Raw genomic sequence first — 20,684 nt, 5'->3', positions numbered from 1 at the left:
GTGCCGCGGTGGTGTCAGGCCGTCCGCTGCCAGAAGGGCAGCGCCGGGGTGTCGGCGAGGGCCGATCCGAGGGCGAGCAGGATGCCGGCGGAGCCGGTGGCCAGGTCCATCGACAGCCGCAGGAGCTGCTCGCCGGGGAAGGCCACGTGTCCCTGATAGGGGATGAGGTGCCAGACAAGTCGCCGGATGTGACGCCGGATCACCCGGTCGTGGACCCCGCTGTCGTCCTGGAGCAGGCACAGCAGCGAGACCAGTCCCGCCCGCCCGTTGAACAGCCCGGGCTGGACGATGAACTCGGGCTCGGCCGCGCCGCGGATGCGGTCCAGGCTCTGCCGCAGTGCCGGATCCGGGCGATGGCTCAGATAGGAGTGGAGGACGGCGGCGATACCCGCGCTGCCCGACTCCAGGTACGGCAGCACCCTGCTGCCGTCGTCGACCTGGAGGGTGCCGTCCTCGCCGAGGACGCAGCGGTCCAGGTCCCGGCCGAGCGCCAGTTCCGCCAGGTCGAGCAGCTCGGGGTCGCCGGTGCTGTCGTACAGGCGTAGGAAGAGCAGTGCGGCTCCGGTGCTGCCGTGCATCAGCCCGCTGCGGGCGGCGGTGGGCGGGCCGCCCTCGCCGGAGGGTGCCCGCAGGCGGTCGGCGAGGCGTCCGGCGGTGTCCACGGCGGCGGCGTGCAGGGAGGCGTCGCCGGTGGTGCCGGCGAAGTGCAGCAGGGTGAGTCCGATGCCGGGCAGTCCGCCGGCGAGATCGCTGCCCTGGCCGTCCGGCGGGTCCTTCAGCAGACGGTCGAGGAGATTGTGCGCCTGCCGGGCGTGGCCGAGGCGGTCGAGGGCCAGCGCGACACCGTGCGAGCCGGCGTAGAGACCGGGGCGGCAGGGTTCGCGGGCGACGGCGTCCAGGAGCCACTGGACGTGGTCGGGGGCGACGGGTGCGCCGGTGCAGTGCAGGGCCCACAGCACGCCCGAGGCGCCGTACGCGAGTCCGAGTCCGTCGTGGGTGAACTGGTTCGGGTCGCCCGGGAAGAGCCGGTCGGTGCGTTCCGGGGTGGCGCTGGCGTTGATCGCCGCGGCCATAGAGTCGCGCAGGGCGGGCCAGGAGGCGCGGTCGCCGCTGAAGAGGGCGGTGAGCGCGTCGCGCCCCGGTGGGCCGGAGGGGGAGGAGGAGGCCGCGGAGGGCGGTGGGGCCGGGGCGGGGGCGGGCAGTCCGAAGCGGTCCGCCGCGGCGCCGGCCAACTGGGCCCGTTTGCCCGGGTCCAGCGACGTCAGCTGCATCAGCGGCATGAAGATCCACAGGCGCAGTGCGTCGAGGGCGTGGCGGTCGATCGCGAACCCGTGCAGATCGGCGGGGGCCGCGAAGCCGGCGGCGCCGAGGCCGGGTCTGACGAACGCGTCGACGGGGGAGGCGAGTTCGAAGTCGACGAAGCAGACCCGTCCGTCGGGACGGACGATCAGGTTGCGCGGATGGAGGTCCCCGAAGACGACCCCGCGGTCGTGGATGGCGCGCAGGCCTTCCTCGATGCCCTCCAGGACCTCGAGTGCCTCCGCTCTGTAGCGGTCGACGTCCGTCTGGTCGGGATCGGGATGGACCAGGGGGTAGCGACGCCCGAACCACCGGTTCAGCGGCTCGCCCTCCACATACTCCTGGACCAGGAAGTGGTGTTCCCAGGCCGTGAAGTAGTCGAGGGCGGCGGGCACGGCGGACACCCCGTCCAGCCGCTGCAGGATGTCCCGTTCCTTGCCGAGCCGGAGCACGGCGTCGTCCCCGCGCTGGTCGAGCCCGGCGTGCGGGCGGGCCTCCTTGAGGACCACCTCGTCGCCCCCGCCGGCGGGCCGGGCGGTGTAGATGCCTCCGCCGTTGGAGAAGTGCAGGGCCCGTTCCACGGAGTAGGGGAACTCGGCCGTGCTCGATCTCGCCCGGTCGGCGAGCGCCTGCGCCAGCACACCCGGTACGGGGGCCCAGTCGGGCACCTCGAACACCGCGCGCCGTACGTCCGGCCGCAGCCGGCCCGAGGGCTCCCGCAGCGCCAGGACGAGCTCGCCGGTCTCCGAGCGGCAGAACTGCTCGGTGAACCCGCCGTAGCGCAGGTACAGCGGCCCCTCGCGCCAGCGCAGATCGCTGAGGATGTACGGCCCCTGCTGCCCCGCGAGGGCCGCGTCGAGGTCGCCGAGACATCGCTCCAGCGTCGGTTCGTCGACCGGGTACAGCGTCATGAACTTCCCGCTCGAACCCCGTGAGGCGTACTTCGCGTTCTGGGTCTGCACCAGCGCCGGGCTGCGCAGGAACTTGAACGCCACGCGGTTCTCGAAGCAGTAGGCGGAGACCACGGACAGGATGTGCTCCGCGTTGTCCATGCACGCGGACACATGGATCTTCCAGCCCTGGTCGGGGAGTTCGACGTCCGCGAGCTGCCGCCCCACCCACACGTCTCTCGCGTGGCCGGCCCAGCCTGCGGGTAACGGCTCGCCGACGGCGTCGAACTCCTCCACCGTCGCCCATCGGACAGGCGAGTCGTAGAACACCGGATCGGCATACGAAAACGCCTCGTAGCGCATGTCCATTGAGGCCCCCCATCGCAGTGATTCGACATTCCCGGACGGATGCAGTGGCAACGCCGGACCGTTTCACCGTCCGAGGGCGGTGATACTGTGACCGGTTTGCGTCCACGATGTGAAGGTAACGTAAGGCCGGCTTCCGCAGGCAGGGCGCATTCAGCGCTCTCGCCGAGCGCGCGAAGCCCGTTGCTCCCCGGAAATGCGCAACCCATTGCACCCGCATATGAGTTCGATCTCATGGCGTATGAATAAAACCCGATATCCGGGGTTTCCAGGAATGCGGCCGGCCGGGCGAACGGCGGCTGCCTGCTCGCCGTTTCATCCGAAATGGGTGCTTTGAGAGTGTTTTGGGGCGACAGGGGTTGAAGTATCGATTCGGTGAACGGATGCGCAATGTGGGGGACGTGTGTGCTTTGTGTGATTGAATCGTGCACAATTCGGCCAGATGGCTTGATCTGATCGACCGGTTCGGTCACGGCCACCGGGCCGAGCCGAAAAGCACGCGAAGGGACCTCGATGACCGCGACCGTCTCCAACTTCTACTACGGCGCGGTGACTCCGGTTTCCGCCTATCTGATGGCCTGTCTGGGCGCGGCACTGGGGCTGCGGTGCACGACGAGATCGATGCGCCGCCCGCACCGCAGAGCCGCCTGGCTGGCGCTGGGCGCCGTCTCCATCGGCTGCGGCATCTGGACCATGCACTTCATCGCCATGATCGGCTTCAGCGTCCAGGGCGCCCTGGTCGGCTACGACCCGACGAAGACGCTGCTCAGCCTCGCCGTCGCGATCGTCGTCGTCGCCCTCGGCGTGTTCCTCGTCGGCTACCGGGGCGGCTCCCCGGCGAACCTGGCCATCGCGGGCACGGTCACCGGTCTCGGCGTCGCCGCCATGCACTACCTCGGCATGGGCGCCATCCACACCAACGGCACCCTGCACTACGACACCCCGACGGTGGCGCTGTCCGTCGCGATCGCCGTCGCGGCCGCCACCGCGGCCCTCTGGGCGGCGGTCTCCATCCACCGGCTCTGGGCGAGCCTGGGCGCGGCCCTGGTCATGGGCGTGGCCGTCACGGGCATGCACTACACCGGCATGGCCGCGGTCTCCGTCCACCTCACCGGCACATCCGCCACCGCCCAGTCCTCCACCAGCCTCCTGTCGTTCCTCCTCGTCATGCTCGCCGGCCCCCTCGCGGTCCTGCTGATCGCCGCCGTCATCGTCATGTTCGACCCCGACATGATGCTCGGCGACGACGACTGGACCCCTGCGACGTCCCCGGCCCGGCAGTTGGCCCAGCAGCCGTCCCCTCCGTCGCCGCCGCACACCTCCTGGTAGGGGGCGCCGCCCCGCGCCTCAGCCCCACTTCCGGCTCTCCGCGGCGGCGAACAGCGTGACCGCCGGCACGACCGGCGCCCCGCTCACATACACCTCGTACCCGTCCAGAAAGCCGCGGGCGCGCGCATCGGCCGAGGGGCGGGGCGGCCCGGACGGAAGGCGCGCGGCGGCCGGGCGGGGCGCGCCGAAAGTAGGCGGTGGCGCGACCTTCGTCGACGGTCCCGTCGGCAGGGAGGTGCCGGCGCTCCGCGCTGCGTAGATTGGTCGGCCATGAGGGGACAGGACGGCGCGGCACGGACACCCGACGCGCTGCACACCGTGCCGGCGCTCGTACGACGCACCTGGCTGCTGCCGTCCGCGCTGGTCGCCGAGCTCGACCCGGACACCGGGCGGGCCGGGCGGCCGCCCCGGCGCACCGCGCGCGACTGGGCCGTGGACTCCACCTGCTTCCTGGTGGCCGTCGCCGTCGGCCTGATCGCCGCCCGGAGCCTGGGCGCCGACGAGGATCTCCCGCGCGCGCTCGCCGTCACCGACCAGCTCCTGGGCGCGCTGTCCTGCGCCGCGCTCTGGCTGCGCCGCCGCTGGCCGCTCGGCCTCGCCGTGGCGATGATCCCCGTCGGCTTCCTCTCCGACACGGCGGGCGGCGTCTGCACGATCGCCCTGTTCACCCTCGCCGTGCACCGCCCCTTCCGGTACGTGGCGTTCGTCGGCGGCGCCAACCTCCTGCTGATCCCGCTGTTCTTCTGGCTGCGCCCCGACCCCGACCTGGCCTACCCGGCGGTCGTGGTGTTCACGGTCATCCTCACCGTCGCGGTCATCGGCTGGGGCATGTTCGTACGGTCCAAGCGGCAGCTCATGCTGAGCCTGCGCGACCGGGCCCGGCGCGGCGAGACCGAGGCGCGGCTGCGGGCCGAGCAGGCGCAGCGGCTGGCGCGCGAGGCCATCGCACGCGAGATGCACGACGTGCTCGCCCACCGGCTGACCCTGCTCAGCGTGCACGCCGGCGCGCTGGAGTTCCGCCCGGACGCGCCCCGCGAGGAGATCGAGCGGGCCGCCGGCGTCATCCGGGAGAGCGCCCACGAGGCCCTGCAGGACCTGCGCGAGATCATCGGCGTCCTGCGGGCCGGGGAGGCCGACGACGCAGGGCGCCCGCAGCCCACGCTGGCCGCCCTGGACGCGCTGGTCGCCGAGTCCCGTGAGGCCGGCCTGAAGGTCACCCTCGACCAGCGCGTCACCGACCCCGGCGCCGTACCCGCCTCCGTCGGCCGCACCGCCTACCGCATCGCCCAGGAGGGCCTCACCAACGCCCGCAAGCACGCCCCGGGCACCGAGGCCGAGGTCACCGTCGAGGGCGGTCCCGGTGCGGGCCTCACCGTGGTGGTGCGCAACGCCGCCCCCGACGGCGACGTCCCGCACGTCCCCGGTTCCGGGCAGGGACTGATCGGACTGACCGAACGCGCGACCCTGGCCGGCGGACGGCTGGAGCACGGGCCCCGGGACGACGGCGGGTTCGAGGTGCGCGGCCGGCTCCCCTGGCCCGAGGCGTCGGCTTGACGGCGGCCAGGGCCACGGGCCCGCGACTCCCGCGCCCGAAACCGTCATCGCACCCTTCCCGACCGTGGTTACGTAACGCCATGACTGCGATCCGACTCCTCCTCGTCGACGACGATCCCCTGGTGCGCGCCGGTCTCTCCCTCATGCTGGGCGGCGCCGACGACATCGAGATCGTCGGCGAGGCCGCCGACGGCGGGGAGGCCGAGGCGCTCGTCGACCGCGTGCGGCCCGACGTCGTCCTCATGGACATCCGGATGCCCGCCGTGGACGGCCTGACCGCCACGGAACGGCTGCGCCGCCGCGCGGACGCCCCGCAGGTCGTGGTCCTCACCACCTTCCACGCCGACGAACAGGTCCTGCGCGCCCTGCGCGCGGGTGCCGCCGGTTTCGTCCTCAAGGACACCCCGCCCGCCGAGATCCTGGACGCCGTGCGCCGGGTCGCGGGCGGCGACCCCGTGCTGTCGCCCACCGTCACCCGCCAGCTCATGGACCACGCGGCCGGCTCCGCCGCCGACACCCGGCGCACCCGCGCGCGCGAGCGGCTCACCGTCCTCGCGGAGCGCGAGCGGGAGGTCGCCGTCGCGGTCGGCCGCGGCCTGTCCAACGCCGAGATCGCCGCCGCGCTCTTCATGAGCGTCGCCACCGTCAAGGCCCACGTGTCCCGCATCCTGGCCCGGCTCGGCCTCAACAACCGTGTGCAGATCGCCCTCCTGGCGTACGACGCGGGCCTCCTGGACGAGGAAGGGCACTAGTCGCGGCCCCCGGGCGTTGTGAGGGTGACGGGGAGGGGGATTCCATGACGACGGTGATCGACCTGGGGGAGTACGGCGACGCGTTCCGCCGGGACCCGCATCCGGTGTACGCGAGCCTGCGCGAGCGCGGCCCGGTGCACCGGGTGCGGCTGCCCCCGCCCGACGCGCACCACGAGACCTGGCTCGTCGTGGGGCACGGGGAGGCGCGCGCCGCGTTCGCCGACCCCCGGCTGGCCAAGGACGGCAGCCGCGTCGGCGTCACGTTCCTAGACGAGCAGCTGATCGGCAAGTACCTGCTCAACGCCGACCCGCCGCAGCACACCCGGCTGCGCGCGCTGGTCTCCCGCGCCTTCACCGTGCGCCGCGTGGAGGAACTGCGGCCGCGGATCGAGGCCGTCACCGACTCCCTGCTCGACGCGATGCTGCCGAGGGGCCGCGCCGACCTCGTGGAGTCCCTCGCGTATCCGCTGCCCCTCACGATCATCTGCGAGCTGCTCGGCGTCCCCGAACCCGACCGCGCCGGGTTCCGGCAGCTGTCCACCGAGGCCGTCGCACCGACCGGCGCGCAGAGCGAGTACGACGCGTTCGTCCGGCTCGCCGAGTACCTCACCGAACTGATCGAGGACAAGCGGTGCGCGGGCCCGAGCGGGGACCTGCTGAGCGACCTGATCCGCACCACGGCCGAGGACGGCGACCGGCTCTCGCCCGGCGAACTGCGCGGCATGGCGTTCGTCCTGCTCATCGCCGGGCACGAGACGACGGTCAACCTCATCACCAACGCCGTCCACGCCCTGCTGACCCATCCGGACCAACTCGCCGCTCTGCGCGCCGACATGACCCTCCTCGACGGCGCGGTCGAGGAAACCCTGCGCTACGAGGGCCCGGTGGAGAACGCCACGTTCCGCTTCGCGGCCGAGCCGCTGGAGATCGCCGGCACGCCCATCGCCGCGGGCGAGGCCGTGATGATCGGCCTCACGGCCGCCGACCGGGACGGGGGGCGCTACCCCGCCCCCGACCGGTTCGACATCCGCCGCGACACCCGCGGCCACCTCGCCTTCGGCCACGGGTTGCATTACTGCCTGGGCGCCCCGCTGGCCCGCCTGGAGGCCCGCACCGCCCTGCGGTCCCTTCTCGAACGGGCTCCCGCCCTGGCCCTCGACGGGCCGCCGGGCGACTGGCTTCCGGGACCCTTGATGCGGGGGATGCGGAGTCTGCCGGTGCGGTGGTAAGGGGCCGGTGCGGTGTGTTGTGGACTGTGGTCGGGTGCGGGTGCGTTGGGGCTTGTCGTGCAGTTCCCCGCGCCCCTGAGGTGGAGGGTTGGACCTCTGTTTCAATTTCCCGGGATCTCCGCCAGGGACACCGGTCTGCGGTTCTGGCGTGAGATGGCGCAGGCCTCCGCGATCCGGAAGGCCTGGAGGGCCTCCCTGCCGTCGCACGGGTTGGCGCGCTCGCCCCGCAGCACCTCCACGAACGCGACGAGCTCCGCCTCGTACGCGGGCCCGAAGCGCTCCAGGAAACCGCCCCAGGGCTTGTCCGCGGCCGGCGGACCGGTGGGTTCGGTGGAGGCGATCGGCGTACGGTCGTCCAGACCCACCACGATCTGGTCGAGCTCCCCGGCCAGCTCCATGCGGACGTCGTAGCCGGCGCCGTTCAGCCGGGTCGCCGTGGCGGTGGCGAGGGTGCCGTCGTCGAGGGTGAGGACCGCCGCCGCCGTGTCGACGTCCCCCGCCGCCCGGAACATCGCGGGACCGGCGTCGGACCCGGCCGCGTACACCTCGCGCACCTCGCGCCCGGTCACCCAGCGCAGACAGTCGAAATCGTGGATCAGGGCGTCCCGGTAGATCCCGCCGGACACCGGCAGCCACTCGGCGGGCGGCGGCGACTGGTCGGAGGTCAGCGCCCGCACGGTGTGCAGCCGCCCGAGCCGACCGGACCGCACGGCCTCCCGCGCCCCCGTGTAGCCCGGGTCGAAGCGGCGCTGGAACCCCATCTGCAGGACCGTTCCCGCGGCCTCGACCTCCGCGATCGCCTGTAAGGTGCCCGCCAGGTCCAGGGCAATGGGCTTCTCGCAGAACACCGGAAGCCCGGAGCGTGCCGCCCGCCCGATCAGTTCGGCGTGCGCCGAGGTGGCCGTGGTGATCACGACCGCGTCCACGCCCCAGCGGAAGATCTCGTCCACCCCGGGGGCGGCCGTCTCCCCCAGCCGCAGCGCGAGCTCCTGCGCCCGCGCGTGGTCCGCGTCCGTCAGGATCAGGGATCCGACCTCGCGGTGACGGCTCAGTGTGTTCGCATGAATCGTGCCGATGCGGCCCGTCCCGATGACCCCGATGCGCATGAAAACAAAGTGACCTCGCAGGCCACACGATGTCAATGCGTATGTCCGGACAACCGAACTACACAACTTCCCGTCAACAGCGCTCGGGGCTACGCTCGGCGGGTGCCGAAACCAGAAGTGGACCCGACCGTGCAGCTCGAACTCCGCGTGGACCGAAGCTCCCCGGTGCCGTTGTACTTCCAGCTGTCCCAGCAGCTCGAGGCGGCGATCGAGCACGGATCGCTCACCCCCGGCAGCCTCCTGGGCAACGAGATCGAGCTCGCCGCGCGCCTCGGCCTGTCCCGCCCGACCGTGCGCCAGGCGATCCAGTCGCTCGTCGACAAGGGTCTGCTGGTACGCCGCCGGGGCGTCGGCACCCAGGTCGTGCACAGCCAGGTCAAGCGCCCCCTGGAGCTCAGCAGCCTCTACGACGACCTGGAGGCGGCCGGCCAGCGCCCCGCGACGACCGTCCTGGCCAACACGGTCGTCCCCGCCTCCGCCGAGGTCGCCGCCGCGCTCGCCGTCGCCGAGGGCAGCGAGGTGCACCGCGTGGAACGGCTCCGGCTCGCGCACGGCGAGCCGATGGCGTACCTCTGCAACCACCTTCCGTCCGGCCTGCTCGACCTGGACACCGGCCAGCTCGAGGCCACCGGCCTCTACCGCCTGATGCGGGCCGCCGGGATCACCCTGCACAGCGCCCGCCAGTCCATCGGCGCCCGCGCCGCCACCCCCGCCGAGGCCGACCGCCTCACCGAGACGCCCGGCGCCCCGCTCCTCACCATGCAACGCACCACCTTCGACGACACGGGCCGCGCGGTCGAATTCGGCGACCACATCTACCGCCCGAGCCGCTATTCGTTCGAGTTCCAGCTCCTCGTACGGGCCTGAGCGGAGCTCGAGACGGGGCAGTGGTCCGGTTGTCCTGACAACACCGGGCCGCGCGGGCAGCCCGAAGGGGCGCGGGGAACTGCGCGACCGGCCACGACGCACCCGCACCCGGCACGGGTCCGGAACCACCCCGTTTCCGCCCCGCTCGGCACCCACCGCAACCGTGAGGCAGAATCGGCGACGATGAGCACCTACGGCAACTTCAGCGCCCCCATCGGCTCCAGGCGTGCCCCCGCACTGCGGACAGTGGGCACCCGAGAGCGCCGCTCACACCTGACGGCGCCCCGCGTGCCGACGGTGGGCATCGACATCGGCGGCACCAAGGTGATGGCGGGCGTCGTCGACGCCGACGGCAACATCCTGGAGAAGGTCCGCACCGAGACCCCGGACAAGTCGAAGAGCCCCAAGGTCGTCGAGGACACGATCGTCGAACTGGTCCTGGACCTGTCCGACCGGCACGACGTGCACGCCGTCGGCATCGGCGCGGCCGGCTGGGTCGACGCCGACCGCAACCGCGTCCTGTTCGCCCCCCACCTGTCCTGGCGCAACGAGCCGCTGCGCGACCGGCTCTCCGGCCGCCTCTCGGTGCCCGTCCTCGTCGACAACGACGCCAACACCGCCGCCTGGGCGGAGTGGCGCTTCGGCGCGGGCCGCGGCGAGGACCACCTGGTCATGATCACGCTGGGCACCGGCATCGGCGGCGCGATCCTGGAGGACGGCCAGGTCAAGCGGGGCAAGTACGGCGTCGCGGGCGAGTTCGGCCATATGCAGGTCGTGCCCGGCGGCCACCGCTGCCCGTGCGGCAACCGCGGCTGCTGGGAGCAGTACAGCTCCGGGAACGCCCTGGTCAGGGAGGCCAAGGAGCTCGCCGCCGCCGACTCCCCGGTGGCGTACGGGATCATCGAGCACGTCAAGGGGCAGATCGGTGACATCACCGGCCCGATGATCACCGAGCTGGCCCGCGAGGGCGACGCCATGTGCATCGAGCTGCTCCAGGACATCGGCCAGTGGCTCGGCGTCGGCATCGCCAACCTGGCCGCCGCGCTCGACCCCTCGTGCTTCGTGATCGGCGGCGGGGTGTCGGCCGCCGACGAGCTGCTCATCGGCCCCGCGCGCGACGCCTTCAAGCGTCAGCTCACGGGGCGCGGCTACCGCCCCGAGGCCCGGATCGTCCGCGCCCAGCTGGGCCCCGAGGCCGGCATGGTCGGCGCCGCGGACCTGGCGCGCCTGGTCGCCCGCCGCTTCCGGCGCGCCAAGCGGCGCCGCGTCGAGCGCTACGAACGCTTCGAACGGTTCACGGACGCCGCCCGCCGCGCCCGGGACACCGCATGATCCAGGCACCACCCCGTACGACCCCCGCGGCCGCCACCGGCCGTGGGGCCCGCACCAACCGCACCATCCGTGCCATTCGTGCCATCCGCGCCCTTCGCGCGGCCCGCACCACCGGCACCACCACCAGCACCCTCCGCACCGCCGGCACCATCCGCACCACCTGGGACACCGCATGACCGCCTCGCTGCCCCGCCAGGCCGCGCCCCCCGACGAGCCGCCCCGGCCGCCGGAGGACCGCCGCCGTGTGATCCGGCGCAGGGCGCTCACCCTGCTGATCATCGTGCTGCTCATCGGCGTCCCGGCCGGGTACCTGGTGATCTCCGCCAACCAGAGCCGTGACAGCGGCAAGGACAAGGAGGCGAAGTACTCGGCGACCGGCCTGACCGCCGGCTGGCCCTCCAAGGTCCAGCGCCGCCTCTACCAGGTGCCGGTCCCGCACCCGTCCAACCAGGTCGCCTACTACGAGACGAACAACTGGAAGACCAGCCGCCTCTACGTGCAGTTCCAGACCACGCACGCCGGCCTCGACCAGTTCCTCCGCCAGATCGGCGCCGACCGGACCGACCTGGAGCGGGGCGACATCACCATCAGCGCCCGCGACCAGGGCATCACGGGCTGGCAATTCAAGGGACCGGGCGCCCGCAAGGGCGAGTTCTACGGCATGGTCGTCGAGAAGAAGGACCCCACGCCCACCCTCGACGTCGTCGTGAACTACGGCAACCCCGTCTACCCCTTCGTGTACGTCGTCTCGCGCACGGTTCCCTAGGCCGGGACCGATTGTCAGACCCCGCCCGTAGAGTCGAAGACGAGTGATCCGGGATGCGGACGGGAGGTGGACAAGTGCGTACGAGTGACAGGTCTCCGACGGGACAGGCGGGCGTCCCGCTGCGCCTCGCCGCGGTCTTCCTGCCCGCTCCGCTCCCACGCGAGGGCCGGATGGCCTTCTGGGACCCCACGGCTCCTCCGGACGGCCGGGACGGCCCGGACGACGGGGGAGCGGTCGAGCAAAACGATCGGACCGATCGGACTGGTCGGACGGGGCGGACCGATTGGACCGATCCGACCGAGCTGACCGTCGTCCGCCCGCACGGCGCCACCGTCCGCCGCAAGCAGGTCCCCGCCCTCACCCTGCCCCTGGACCGCGCGCTCCCGCTGCTGGTGCGCGCCCGCCGCGATCCCGCCGCCCACCCCGCCACCGCCTGCTGGGGCGCCGCCGCGCTGCACGCGCTGCGGCTCACCGCACGTGGCCGACTGCTCCCCGGGCTGACGCCCTCCGGCCACGACGCCTGGCGGGCCGGCCCTCTGGACCCGGAGGACATCGCGCACCTGCGCGCGATCGCCGCCGCCCTGCCCCACGAGGGGCACGCCGTCCCCCTGCCCGGCCCGGGCCCGCTCCGGCTGCCGCAGCCGGAGGCCCTGCTGCGCGCCTTCCTGGACGCCGTCGCCGACACCCTGCCCCGCACCCCGGCCGCACCCCACGCCGCCGGACACCCCTTCGCCGACCGCCGGCCCCAGCGGCTGCCCGGAGCGCACGACTGGGCGGCGGAGGTCGCCGCCGGCATGGACGCGGGCGTGCGCATCTCGCTCCGCCTCGACCTCTGCGCGTACGACATGTTCGACGCCTCCGACGACGCCGGGCGGGGGCGCGCCGCCGGTGCCGCGATCGTCCAGGTGCACAGCCTCGCCGACCCGACCCTGGTGACCGACGCGGCGGCCCTGTGGGCGGGCGAGGCGGACGCGGCCTTCGGACCTCGCGCGCGCGTGGACGCCGCCCTCGCCGTGCGGCGCGCGGCGCGGGTGTGGCCGCCGCTGGCCCGGCTCGCCGAACAGGAGGCGCCGGACGTACTGGCCCTGTCCGAGGACGAGTTGGGCGATCTGCTCGGCGTGGCGGCGACCCGGCTCGCGGCGGCCGGAGTCGCCGTGCACTGGCCCAGGGACCTGGCGCAGGACCTCAGCGCGACGGCGGTCGTCCGGCCCGCGCCGGGCTCGGCGACCGACGGCACCGGCTTCTTCGACAGCGAGGAACTGCTCCAGTTCCGCTGGCAGCTGGCGCTCGGCGGCGACCCGCTCAGCGAGGCCGAGATGGACGCGCTGGCCGAGGCCCACCGCCCGGTGGTGCGGCTGCGCGACCAGTGGGTCCTGGTCGACCCGGCGCTGGTCCGCAAGGCCCGTAAACGCGAACTGGGCCTGCTGGACCCGGTGGACGCCCTGTCCGCCGCCCTCACCGGCACCGCCGAGGTCGACGGCGAGAGCGTAGAGGCGGTGCCCGTGGGTGCCCTCGCCGCCCTGCGCGACCGCCTCACGGCCGGCGTGCGCCCGGCGGCGCCGCCCCCCGGGCTGCACGCCACCCTCCGCGACTACCAGCTCCGCGGCCTGGCCTGGCTGGACCTGATGACCTCCCTCGGTCTCGGCGGCTGTCTCGCCGACGACATGGGCCTCGGCAAGACGATCACCGTGATCGCCCTGCACCTGCGGCGGGACCGCGCCGAACCCACCCTCGTGGTCTGCCCGGCCTCCCTCCTGGGCAACTGGCAGCGCGAGATCACCCGCTTCGCGCCCGGCGTCCCCGTCCGCCGCTTCCACGGCCCCGACCGCTCCCTGGCCGACCTGACCGGCGGTTTCGTCCTCACCACGTACGGCACCATGCGCTCGACCGCCGCCACGCTGGCCGCACAGCCGTGGGGCATGGTCGTCGCGGACGAGGCACAGCATGTGAAGAACCCCTACTCGGCGACGGCGAAGGCGCTCCGCACGATCCCGTCCCCCGCGCGCGTGGCCCTCACCGGCACCCCCGTCGAGAACAACCTCTCCGAACTGTGGGCCCTGCTGGACTGGACGACCCCCGGCCTCCTCGGCCCCCTGAAGTCCTTCCGCGCCCGGCACGCCCGCGCGGTGGAGAACGGCGAGGACACCGAAGCGGTCGAGCGGCTCGCCCGTCTGGTCCGCCCGTTCCTCCTGCGCCGCAAGAAGTCCGATCCCGGGATCGTCCCCGAGCTGCCGCCCAAGACCGAGACCGACCACCCGGTGCCGCTCACCCGTGAACAGGCCTCCCTCTACGAGGCGGTGGTGCGCGAGTCGCTGCTCGCCATCGAGACGGCCCAGGGGATCGCGCGCCGGGGCCTGGTGCTGAAGCTGCTGGGCGCGCTGAAGCAGATCTGCGACCACCCCGCGCTGTACCTGAAGGAGGAGGGCACCCCCGTCGGCGAACGCCTGGCCGCGCGCTCCGGCAAACTCGCCCTCCTCGACGAACTGCTGGACACGGTCCTCGCCGAGGACGGCTCGGTGCTCGTCTTCACGCAGTACGTCGGCATGGCCCGTCTGATCACCGCCCATCTCGCCGACCGGGCGATCCCCGTGGACCTGCTCCACGGCGGCACACCGGTCCCGGAGCGCGAGCACATGGTGGACCGTTTCCAGGCCGGCGCCACCCCTGTTCTCGTCCTCTCCCTCAAGGCCGCCGGCACCGGCCTGAACCTCACCCGCGCGGGTCATGTCGTCCACTTCGACCGCTGGTGGAACCCGGCGGTGGAGGAACAGGCCACCGACCGCGCCTACCGCATCGGTCAGACCCAGCCCGTCCAGGTCCACCGCCTCATCACCGAGGGCACGGTCGAGGACCGCATCGCCGAGATGCTCGAGTCCAAGCGAGCCCTGGCCGACGCCGTCCTCGGCTCCGGCGAGTCCGCCCTCACCGAACTCACCCACCGCGAACTGACCGACCTGGTGCGGCTGCGGAGGGAGGCGTGATGAGCGAACGAGCGGGGAGCGGGGAGCCGGTGGAGGCGTCCGGGGCGAGCGACACGGCGGCCGAGCGGCCGGCCGACGCCGCACGCCGCGCCCTGCGGGCGGCGCGGGAGCGGGGGAGCCAGGCGCCGACGCCGCACGCCGCGGAGCCGACCACGGATCGGCCGTCATCGGCATCGGCCGGACCTCGCCCGGGGGAGACGCCGCCCGGACGGGACGACCTGGTCGCCCGGGCGCGGAAGAAGACCGCACCGGAAGCCGCCCCCACCGAAGCCGGGCCGAACACGACCGCCCCCGCCGCGGGCGGCGGCCCCGCCCCGAGCGCCGACCCCGGCGTGGGCGGCTCCGCCCCGGAGGACAGGGCCGCCCCGGGCGCCCCTTCCGCGGACTCCCCCCAGCCGACCGCGCGTCCCGGGGACATCGCGCGGGAGGCGTTGCGGGCCGCCCGGGCTCAGGCGCGGCAGAGCGCGGCCGAGGCGGGGGAGTCGGACGCCGGGCGGGCCAGGACGTCGGCCAGAGGCGCCGAGCGTCCCGCCGTTCCCGGCACCGCCGACCCGGTCCTGCGTCGCCCGAACCGGCCGAGGGACGTCGTCAGCGGTGACCGCAAGGCCCGCGAACGCGCCCGGCTGGTACGGGAGTCACTCGCCGACGCCTTCCGGATGCCCGCCGACGACCTGCCCCCGTCCACCGCACCGACCCCCGCGCTCGACCGAGCCGCCACCACCCCACGCCCCACCCCGACACTCGCCGACGCGCCCCACCCGGACCCCGCACACGAGCCGTCCCCCGCCCTTCCTGCCCTTCTCACCCCTCCCACGCTCGCCGACGCGTCCAGCCCGGGCCCCGCACACGAGCCCGACCCGACCCCTCCTGCCCCTCCTGCGCCTCCCACCTCTCCCAGTCCCCCCAGTCCTCCCAGTCCTCCCAGTCCCCCCAGTCCCCCCAGGCCTCCCACTTCGCCCACTCTCCCCGACCCCCCTCACCCCGCTCCCACCCCCATCTCCCCCCGCTCCATGGCCGCCCCCTCCCGTGACGGCGACCATCGGCGTACCTTTCCCGCCTTCCCGGCGCTTCCCGTGCCCGGAGAGGGTGGGGAGACCCGGTTCGCCGAGACCTGGTGGGGGCATGCCTGGGTGGCCGCGTTGGAGGAAGGGGCGCTGGACGTGAAGCGGCTGGCGCGGGGCCGGGGGTACGCCCAGCAGGGGCACGTCGACGCCATCACCGTGACCCCCGGACTCGTCCTCGCGTACGTGCAGGGCAGCCGCCCCCGCCCGTACCGCGTGCAGGTGCGGCTGCGGACGCTCGGGGAGGAGGACTGGGACCGGTTCCTGGACGCCGCCGTGGACCGCCCCGCGCACATCGCCGCGCTGCTCGACAAGGAGATGCCGGAATCCCTCGCCGACTGCGGGGTGCCGCTGCTCCCGGGCCCCGGCGACCTCGAACCGCACTGCAGCTGCCCCGACCGCGCCCACCCGTGCAAACACGCCGCGGCCCTCTGCTACCAGACGGCGCGGCTGCTGGACGCCGACCCGTTCGTCCTGCTCCTGCTGCGCGGCCGGGGCGAGCGAGAGCTGCTGGACGCGCTGTCCCGCCGTAACGCCACGCGGGCGGCCCGGGCCGCACAGGAACAGGAACCGGCCACCCTGCCGGGCGTGCGCGCCTCGGAGGCGGTCGCCGCGGGCCCGGCGCGTCGACTGCCGCCGCTGCCCGCCCCCTTGCCCGTCCCGGCGCACCCCGAGCAGCCCCCGGCCTACCCCTCCGCACCGAACGGCCCCGACTCCTTCGCGCTGGACCAGCTCGCCACCGACGCCGCCGCCCGCGCCCATGCGCTGCTCGCCACCGGCCACGACGAGATCGGCGAACTGACCCTGTGGCAGGACGCCGTACGGCTCGCCGCCGCCCGTCCCGGCTCCGGGCTCACCGCCGCCACCCGCGCCCTGTACGCCTCGCTCGCCTCCGCCGCCGGCCGCACCCCGTCCGAACTGGCGCGTGCGGTCGCCGCCTGGCGGCAGGGCGGTCCGGACGGTCTCACCGTCCTGGAGGAGCCGTGGGATCCGCCGGCGGGCCGCTTCGACCGCGCCCGCCCGCTCCTCCTCGCCGCCGACCTCCCCGCCTTCCGCCCCTGGCGCAACCACCTCACCCACCCCGCCGGCCATGTCCAGCTCCGCTTCGGCCGGGACGGCCTCTGGTACCCGTACGAGTCCGAACCCGGCCACGACGACTGGTGGCCCCGCGGCACCCCCGACCCCGACCCGGTGGGCGCCCTGACCGGCCTGGGCGGGGCGGCACCGAGGAGCCGTGAGATGTGGGCGTGAGCCGGGTGGGAGTATCCGCCGGCGGTGCAGGAACGCCTGCCGAGCAGCCGACCCGCCGCACGAAGGCACCGCCCGGTGCGAAATACTCTCCCGATGAGTGCACGCACTTCCCCGATCAGTCGGCCGATCACGATACGGAGGGCCGTCGCGCGGGATGCCAAACGGCTCACGCGGCTCGTGCGTGGCTCAGGCGCCTACGCGGGTAAGTACGCAGCCGCAGTCGCGGGCTACCGGGTCGGTCCTGATTACATCGAGGCCCACCGCACCTTTGTGGCCGTCGGCGCCGACGAGCACGGAGGCCGGGTCCTCGGTTTCTACTCGCTCGTCGTCGCTCCACCGGAGCTCGACCTGCTGTTCGTCGCCGACGACGTGCAAGGGCGGGGTATCGGACGGCTGCTCGTCGCGCACATGCAGTCCGAGGCCCGTGCTGCCGGGATCGACCGTCTCAAGGTCGTGTCGCACCTTCCCGCCGCGGACTTCTACCACCGCGTCGGCGCGGTGCGGACCGGGACCGCGTTCGCGAACCCGCCCGCCGTTCCGTGGGACCGTCCCGAATTCGAGTTTCGCATTCCTCCGGGATGACGCGGTGCGCCGGTCGACGGGGCACCGGCTTCGCCGGCACGGTGGCCGGTTCGCGGGAGCGCCGCACAGCGGACGGGGCCCGGCCGCTCGAAACTCCGGCAAGAGTGTGCCCCCACGGATCACCGTGGGGGCAGACTGCCGTGGTCTTCACAGCGCGACGGACCGGCCGAGTCGACCGTTCGGATCAGGAGAGGCGGACCGGCAGTTTGTCGAACGCGACCAGTCGGTCGGTGCGGACCTCGAGCGGATCGCCGGCGAGTTCGACCGAGGAGTACCGCTCGGCGACGAGGCCGAGGATCACGCTGGTCTCGGCCCGCGCCAGCAGCTGTCCGGCGCACGCGTGGGTACCGAGTCCGAACGTCAGGTTCCGGCTTGCGTCGGGCGGACGGTTGTAGTCGAAGTCGTCGGGGTTCTCGAACACCGCCGGGTCCCGGTTCGCGGCGCCGATCGGGTATTTGATGCAGGACCCGGCGGGGATGTGCACGCCCTGGATCTCGATGTCCTCGTTCGGGAAGCGGGTGATGATGAGTTCCACCGGATTCAGCCGAGCCAGCTCGTTGATGAACGCGTCCCGGATCTCCGGCTTCTCCCTGAACTCGCGCATCAGGTCCGGCCGCTCGGCGAACAGCTTGAATCCGGCACCGATGAGGTAGGCGGGGTTCGGGCCGCCCGACATGTACAGCAGCACCGTGGTCTCCAGGACCTCGCGCCAGGTGAGCTCGCCGCGCCCGTGGGCCGCGAGGAGTTCGTCGACCAGGCCGTTCCCGGGCTCCTCGGCGGTCTGCTTCTCCCGCACGTACCGCTCGGTCTCGTCGAACATGAAGGTCATCCCGGCCAGTGACCTCGCGTGGATGCCCTCACCGGGCGCGGTCGCGTTGATGAGCATCGCGTCCCACAGCGCCCAGAACATCCCCTCCACGTCACCCACGGGCATGTCGAGGATGCGGCACATCGTCAGATGGGTCGGCATCACGCCCAGGTCGAAGTGGGCGTCCACCACGTCGCCCGGGGCGAGCCGGTCGAGTGCCTCGACGGTGAAGTCGTGCGTCAGCCGCGCCCAGGTGCCGATCATCTTCGGTGTCAGCCAACGGTTCGTCAGCCGCCGCATGCGGGTGTGTTCCGGCGCGTCCTTCGACAGGACCGTGTTGTCGAACGCGGTCCATGGATGAACGTGCTCGCCGGCGGCGGCGAACGACGGCGGCTCCCCGATCCGCATGCACGGCAGTTTCGCGTGGTGAGTGGTGTCCGCGTGGTTCAGCACCACGTACGTGTTCTCCGTCGTCCGGTGCACGGGCGCGATCGCGCGGGCCCGCTCGTACGCCGGGTACGGGTCGGCCCGGAATCCCTCGTCGTTCCACGGGAACAGCGCCGAGGCTTCCTCGATGGTCAAGCTCATCTCCGTCACTCCTTCGGGTCTGGTCAGGCCGGGCCCGGGTCAGGCGGGCAGCAGGGTCAGGAGGTCCCGGGCCCAGGTGTCGGCGAGCTCCGTGGCCGGGGTCGTCGACGCGGCGTCGTGCTTGGCCGTGGGGCCGATCTGCTCCGCGCCGAGCTCCAGGAGCGCCCTGCGGAGGGTGTCGATGGCGTTGTTGAACGTCGCGTAGATGCTGTCGCCCAGCCCGAACGCCGCGAACCGCACGCCGGTCAGGTCGGGGCGCCGCGCGATGAGCGCGTCGTAGAACGGAGCCGCGGTCTCCGGCAGCCCGCCCTCTCCGTAGGTGGAACTCACGAACACCGCGATCTCCATGGCCGCCAGGTCGGACACCTCGACGTCGGTCAGCTCCGCGGTCACGGTCTCGAATCCCTGGCCGCCGAACGCGGCGGCGATGTCGTCGGCGACCATTTCCGCGTTGCCCGACTCGGTCCCGAACAGGACGTGTACGACAGTCATCTCACTTCTCCTGGGTTGTCGATGGCCCGGTCGCGGCCAGCGGGGTGGAAGGCAGGACGGCGGAACCCGCCGCCGCGGCGAGGAGTTCGTCCCTGGTCGTGAACTTCGTCCGGCATCTGTCGGGCCGGGCACGCCGGATCTCCGCGTCGTCGATGCGCCGCCACGCCTCGAAGCCCACCGCCGAGGCGGGCAGCAGGCCGCGCAGCCCGTCCAGGCCCGCACGGTGCCGCTGGTCCTGGCCGCGGAGGAAGGCGAGGACGTCCTTCGCCGTGTCCGCCGCCAGCTTCCGGTTCTCCGCCAGATTGCCCAGCCGGCCGGTGGCCGGGCCGCCCACCCGGAAGACGTTCGGCGCCTCAAGGCCACCGGACCGGGCCACGTGCGCCGCCGAGGACTCGAACCCGAGCGCCGTGATGACGGTGTCGGCGTCGAGATGGTCGACCTGCCCGCCGTCGCCCGCCCGGTGCGTCGTCACCCGGATCCGGCCGTCGTGCCGCCGGATCGAGGCCGGAACCTGCTCGAACCGCACGTTCACCGCCGTCCGCGGGGAGACCGTCGGCTCACCGAGGAGAGGTGTGCCGTCCACGCTCACCCGGACACCGACGACCTGGGCGAGTTCCTTCACCATGGACCCGTCCCACTTCGCCAGATGCGACGGACATCGCCCCAGGATGTGGATGGTTCGTACGGGGCTCGGCGCCACCGCGCGCAGGGCGTCGTCATCGACGTCGGACGCGATGAAGTCCAGGTCGGACTTCGACAGCAGCCGTGCGACGTCCACCGCGACGTTCCCGGTGCCGAGGATGACGACCTCGGCACCGAGGCTTTCGAGGCCGCCCGGCCGGTGGCGCAGACGGGCGTCCGGGTCCGAGTTCAGCAGCCGGACCAGCTCTCCGGCGCCGACGACCCGGGCGTCCGGATCCTGGTCCACGCCCAGTTGCCGGTCCGCCCCCAGCCCGGTCGCGAGGACGACCGCGTGGAAGTGCTCGAGAAGCGACTCGAAGCCGACGTCGGTCCCGACGGACACGTTCCCGACGAACTCCACTCCCGGCTGCGCGAAGACCCGCTCGAACTGACGCGACACCGCTTTGGCGCCCTGGTGGTCCGGCGCGATGCCGTACCGGACCAGCCCGAACGGCGTCGGCAGGGAGTCGAGGACGACGATCTCGACGTCCGGCTGTCCCTTGCGCAGAGCCTGGGCCGTGTAACACCCGCTGGGGCCGGCGCCGACGACCGCGACCCGGAACGGGAACCCGTCGCCGGTGGCGGCGGCCGGTCGGTTCGGCGCTGTCTCTGCCGGAGTTCTCATGACTACCTCGGTTGCTGCGGAAGAGTTTCGACAGGTGCGATGAACGGTAGCTAACTAACGGTAGTTAGCGTAGAGGGCGCCGACCACGTTCTCGCGAAGGACGTGATCGCTCGATCGAGGTCGGC

Annotated in this window: 16 protein-coding genes; 11 read left to right on the top strand and 5 right to left on the bottom strand. The window is 73.1% G+C overall.

What is annotated here, in order from left to right:
- Nucleotides 1-14: 14 nt before the first annotated feature.
- Nucleotides 15-2,558 (bottom strand): class III lanthionine synthetase LanKC, encoded by a 2,544-nt coding sequence (gene lanKC, locus ABZ464_RS05670; protein ID WP_359271380.1) that lies wholly within the window; start codon nucleotides 2,556-2,558, stop codon nucleotides 15-17.
- A gap of 510 nt (nucleotides 2,559-3,068) precedes the next feature.
- On the opposite strand from lanKC, the gene ABZ464_RS05665 reads away from it, so the two are divergent.
- From ABZ464_RS05665 to ABZ464_RS05650, 4 genes are all read left to right on the top strand, one after another.
- Entirely contained in the window at nucleotides 3,069-3,884 is an 816-nt protein-coding gene (locus ABZ464_RS05665; RefSeq protein WP_359271378.1) for an MHYT domain-containing protein, read from the top strand.
- A gap of 270 nt (nucleotides 3,885-4,154) precedes the next feature.
- A complete protein-coding gene (locus ABZ464_RS05660) occupies nucleotides 4,155-5,438 on the top strand; it encodes a histidine kinase (protein WP_359271376.1) in 1,284 nt (427 codons plus the stop codon).
- A gap of 80 nt (nucleotides 5,439-5,518) precedes the next feature.
- Nucleotides 5,519-6,190, top strand: a complete 672-nt coding sequence (locus tag ABZ464_RS05655) for a response regulator transcription factor (RefSeq protein WP_359271374.1) — start codon at nucleotides 5,519-5,521, stop codon at nucleotides 6,188-6,190.
- Nucleotides 6,191-6,234: 44 nt separating this feature from the next.
- Entirely contained in the window at nucleotides 6,235-7,419 is a 1,185-nt protein-coding gene (locus tag ABZ464_RS05650) for a cytochrome P450 (protein WP_359271373.1), read from the top strand.
- Between the two features lie 101 nt (nucleotides 7,420-7,520).
- Here the strand turns inward: ABZ464_RS05650 and ABZ464_RS05645 are convergent, their stop codons facing one another.
- A complete protein-coding gene (locus ABZ464_RS05645) occupies nucleotides 7,521-8,525 on the bottom strand; it encodes a Gfo/Idh/MocA family oxidoreductase (RefSeq protein WP_359271370.1) in 1,005 nt (334 codons plus the stop codon).
- Nucleotides 8,526-8,654: 129 nt separating this feature from the next.
- On the opposite strand from ABZ464_RS05645, the gene ABZ464_RS05640 reads away from it, so the two are divergent.
- From ABZ464_RS05640 to ABZ464_RS05610, 7 genes are all read left to right on the top strand, one after another.
- Entirely contained in the window at nucleotides 8,655-9,392 is a 738-nt protein-coding gene (locus ABZ464_RS05640; RefSeq protein WP_359271451.1) for a GntR family transcriptional regulator, read from the top strand.
- A gap of 183 nt (nucleotides 9,393-9,575) precedes the next feature.
- A complete protein-coding gene (locus ABZ464_RS05635; protein WP_359271367.1) occupies nucleotides 9,576-10,724 on the top strand; it encodes an ROK family glucokinase in 1,149 nt (382 codons plus the stop codon).
- Complete coding sequence (locus ABZ464_RS05630) at nucleotides 10,721-10,900, top strand: hypothetical protein (RefSeq protein WP_359271365.1); 180 nt, start codon at nucleotides 10,721-10,723, stop codon at nucleotides 10,898-10,900. Before ABZ464_RS05635 ends, ABZ464_RS05630 begins: the two co-directional genes overlap by 4 nt.
- Complete coding sequence (locus tag ABZ464_RS05625) at nucleotides 10,897-11,490, top strand: sugar kinase (RefSeq protein WP_359271362.1); 594 nt, start codon at nucleotides 10,897-10,899, stop codon at nucleotides 11,488-11,490. Before ABZ464_RS05630 ends, ABZ464_RS05625 begins: the two co-directional genes overlap by 4 nt.
- A gap of 53 nt (nucleotides 11,491-11,543) precedes the next feature.
- Nucleotides 11,544-14,471, top strand: coding sequence for a DEAD/DEAH box helicase (locus tag ABZ464_RS05620; protein WP_359271359.1), 2,928 nt, complete (start codon nucleotides 11,544-11,546; stop codon nucleotides 14,469-14,471).
- The gene (locus ABZ464_RS05615) at nucleotides 14,471-16,783 is read left to right on the top strand and encodes an SWIM zinc finger family protein (protein ID WP_359271356.1); all 2,313 of its coding nucleotides are present in this window, start codon (nucleotides 14,471-14,473) and stop codon (nucleotides 16,781-16,783) included. Before ABZ464_RS05620 ends, ABZ464_RS05615 begins: the two co-directional genes overlap by 1 nt.
- Before the next feature lie 93 nt (nucleotides 16,784-16,876).
- On the top strand, nucleotides 16,877-17,365 hold the full coding sequence (locus ABZ464_RS05610) for a GNAT family N-acetyltransferase (protein ID WP_359271353.1): 489 nt from the start codon (nucleotides 16,877-16,879) through the stop codon (nucleotides 17,363-17,365).
- A 184-nt stretch (nucleotides 17,366-17,549) separates the two neighbouring features.
- Here ABZ464_RS05610 and ABZ464_RS05605 read toward each other — a convergent pair whose 3' ends face one another.
- From ABZ464_RS05605 to ABZ464_RS05595, 3 genes are read right to left on the bottom strand one after another with little or no spacing between them, the layout of a single operon-like run.
- On the bottom strand, nucleotides 17,550-18,761 hold the full coding sequence (locus ABZ464_RS05605; RefSeq protein WP_359271350.1) for a cytochrome P450: 1,212 nt from the start codon (nucleotides 18,759-18,761) through the stop codon (nucleotides 17,550-17,552).
- A gap of 39 nt (nucleotides 18,762-18,800) precedes the next feature.
- The gene (locus ABZ464_RS05600; RefSeq protein ID WP_359271347.1) at nucleotides 18,801-19,253 is read right to left on the bottom strand and encodes a flavodoxin domain-containing protein; all 453 of its coding nucleotides are present in this window, start codon (nucleotides 19,251-19,253) and stop codon (nucleotides 18,801-18,803) included.
- Nucleotide 19,254: 1 nt separating this feature from the next.
- Nucleotides 19,255-20,559 carry an FAD-dependent oxidoreductase gene (locus ABZ464_RS05595; RefSeq protein ID WP_359271344.1) on the bottom strand — a complete coding sequence of 435 codons (1,305 nt, stop codon included), beginning with the start codon at nucleotides 20,557-20,559 and terminating at the stop codon, nucleotides 19,255-19,257.
- Nucleotides 20,560-20,684: the final 125 nt, after the last annotated feature.

Origin of the sequence: Streptomyces sp. NPDC005820 (assembly GCF_040630255.1) — a bacterium.
Taxonomy (GTDB): domain Bacteria; phylum Actinomycetota; class Actinomycetes; order Streptomycetales; family Streptomycetaceae; genus Streptomyces.
This window is presented reverse-complemented; position numbering and strand designations above follow the sequence as displayed.

What these genes read in the sequence shown, in the direction of transcription:
- ABZ464_RS05635 (WP_359271367.1), top strand. Translation starts at nt 9,576, where the DNA reads ATGAGCACCTACGGCAACTTCAGCGCCCCCATCGGCTCCAGGCGTGCC.
- ABZ464_RS05610 (WP_359271353.1), top strand. Translation starts at nt 16,877, where the DNA reads ATGAGTGCACGCACTTCCCCGATCAGTCGGCCGATCACGATACGGAGG.
- ABZ464_RS05600 (WP_359271347.1), bottom strand. Translation starts at nt 19,253, where the DNA reads ATGACTGTCGTACACGTCCTGTTCGGGACCGAGTCGGGCAACGCGGAA.
- ABZ464_RS05620 (WP_359271359.1), top strand. Translation starts at nt 11,544, where the DNA reads ATGCGGACGGGAGGTGGACAAGTGCGTACGAGTGACAGGTCTCCGACG.
- ABZ464_RS05665 (WP_359271378.1), top strand. Translation starts at nt 3,069, where the DNA reads ATGACCGCGACCGTCTCCAACTTCTACTACGGCGCGGTGACTCCGGTT.
- ABZ464_RS05615 (WP_359271356.1), top strand. Translation starts at nt 14,471, where the DNA reads ATGAGCGAACGAGCGGGGAGCGGGGAGCCGGTGGAGGCGTCCGGGGCG.
- ABZ464_RS05595 (WP_359271344.1), bottom strand. Translation starts at nt 20,559, where the DNA reads ATGAGAACTCCGGCAGAGACAGCGCCGAACCGACCGGCCGCCGCCACC.
- ABZ464_RS05605 (WP_359271350.1), bottom strand. Translation starts at nt 18,761, where the DNA reads ATGAGCTTGACCATCGAGGAAGCCTCGGCGCTGTTCCCGTGGAACGAC.
- ABZ464_RS05660 (WP_359271376.1), top strand. Translation starts at nt 4,155, where the DNA reads ATGAGGGGACAGGACGGCGCGGCACGGACACCCGACGCGCTGCACACC.
- ABZ464_RS05630 (WP_359271365.1), top strand. Translation starts at nt 10,721, where the DNA reads ATGATCCAGGCACCACCCCGTACGACCCCCGCGGCCGCCACCGGCCGT.
- ABZ464_RS05655 (WP_359271374.1), top strand. Translation starts at nt 5,519, where the DNA reads ATGACTGCGATCCGACTCCTCCTCGTCGACGACGATCCCCTGGTGCGC.
- ABZ464_RS05650 (WP_359271373.1), top strand. Translation starts at nt 6,235, where the DNA reads ATGACGACGGTGATCGACCTGGGGGAGTACGGCGACGCGTTCCGCCGG.
- ABZ464_RS05645 (WP_359271370.1), bottom strand. Translation starts at nt 8,525, where the DNA reads ATGCGCATCGGGGTCATCGGGACGGGCCGCATCGGCACGATTCATGCG.
- ABZ464_RS05625 (WP_359271362.1), top strand. Translation starts at nt 10,897, where the DNA reads ATGACCGCCTCGCTGCCCCGCCAGGCCGCGCCCCCCGACGAGCCGCCC.
- lanKC (WP_359271380.1), bottom strand. Translation starts at nt 2,558, where the DNA reads ATGGACATGCGCTACGAGGCGTTTTCGTATGCCGATCCGGTGTTCTAC.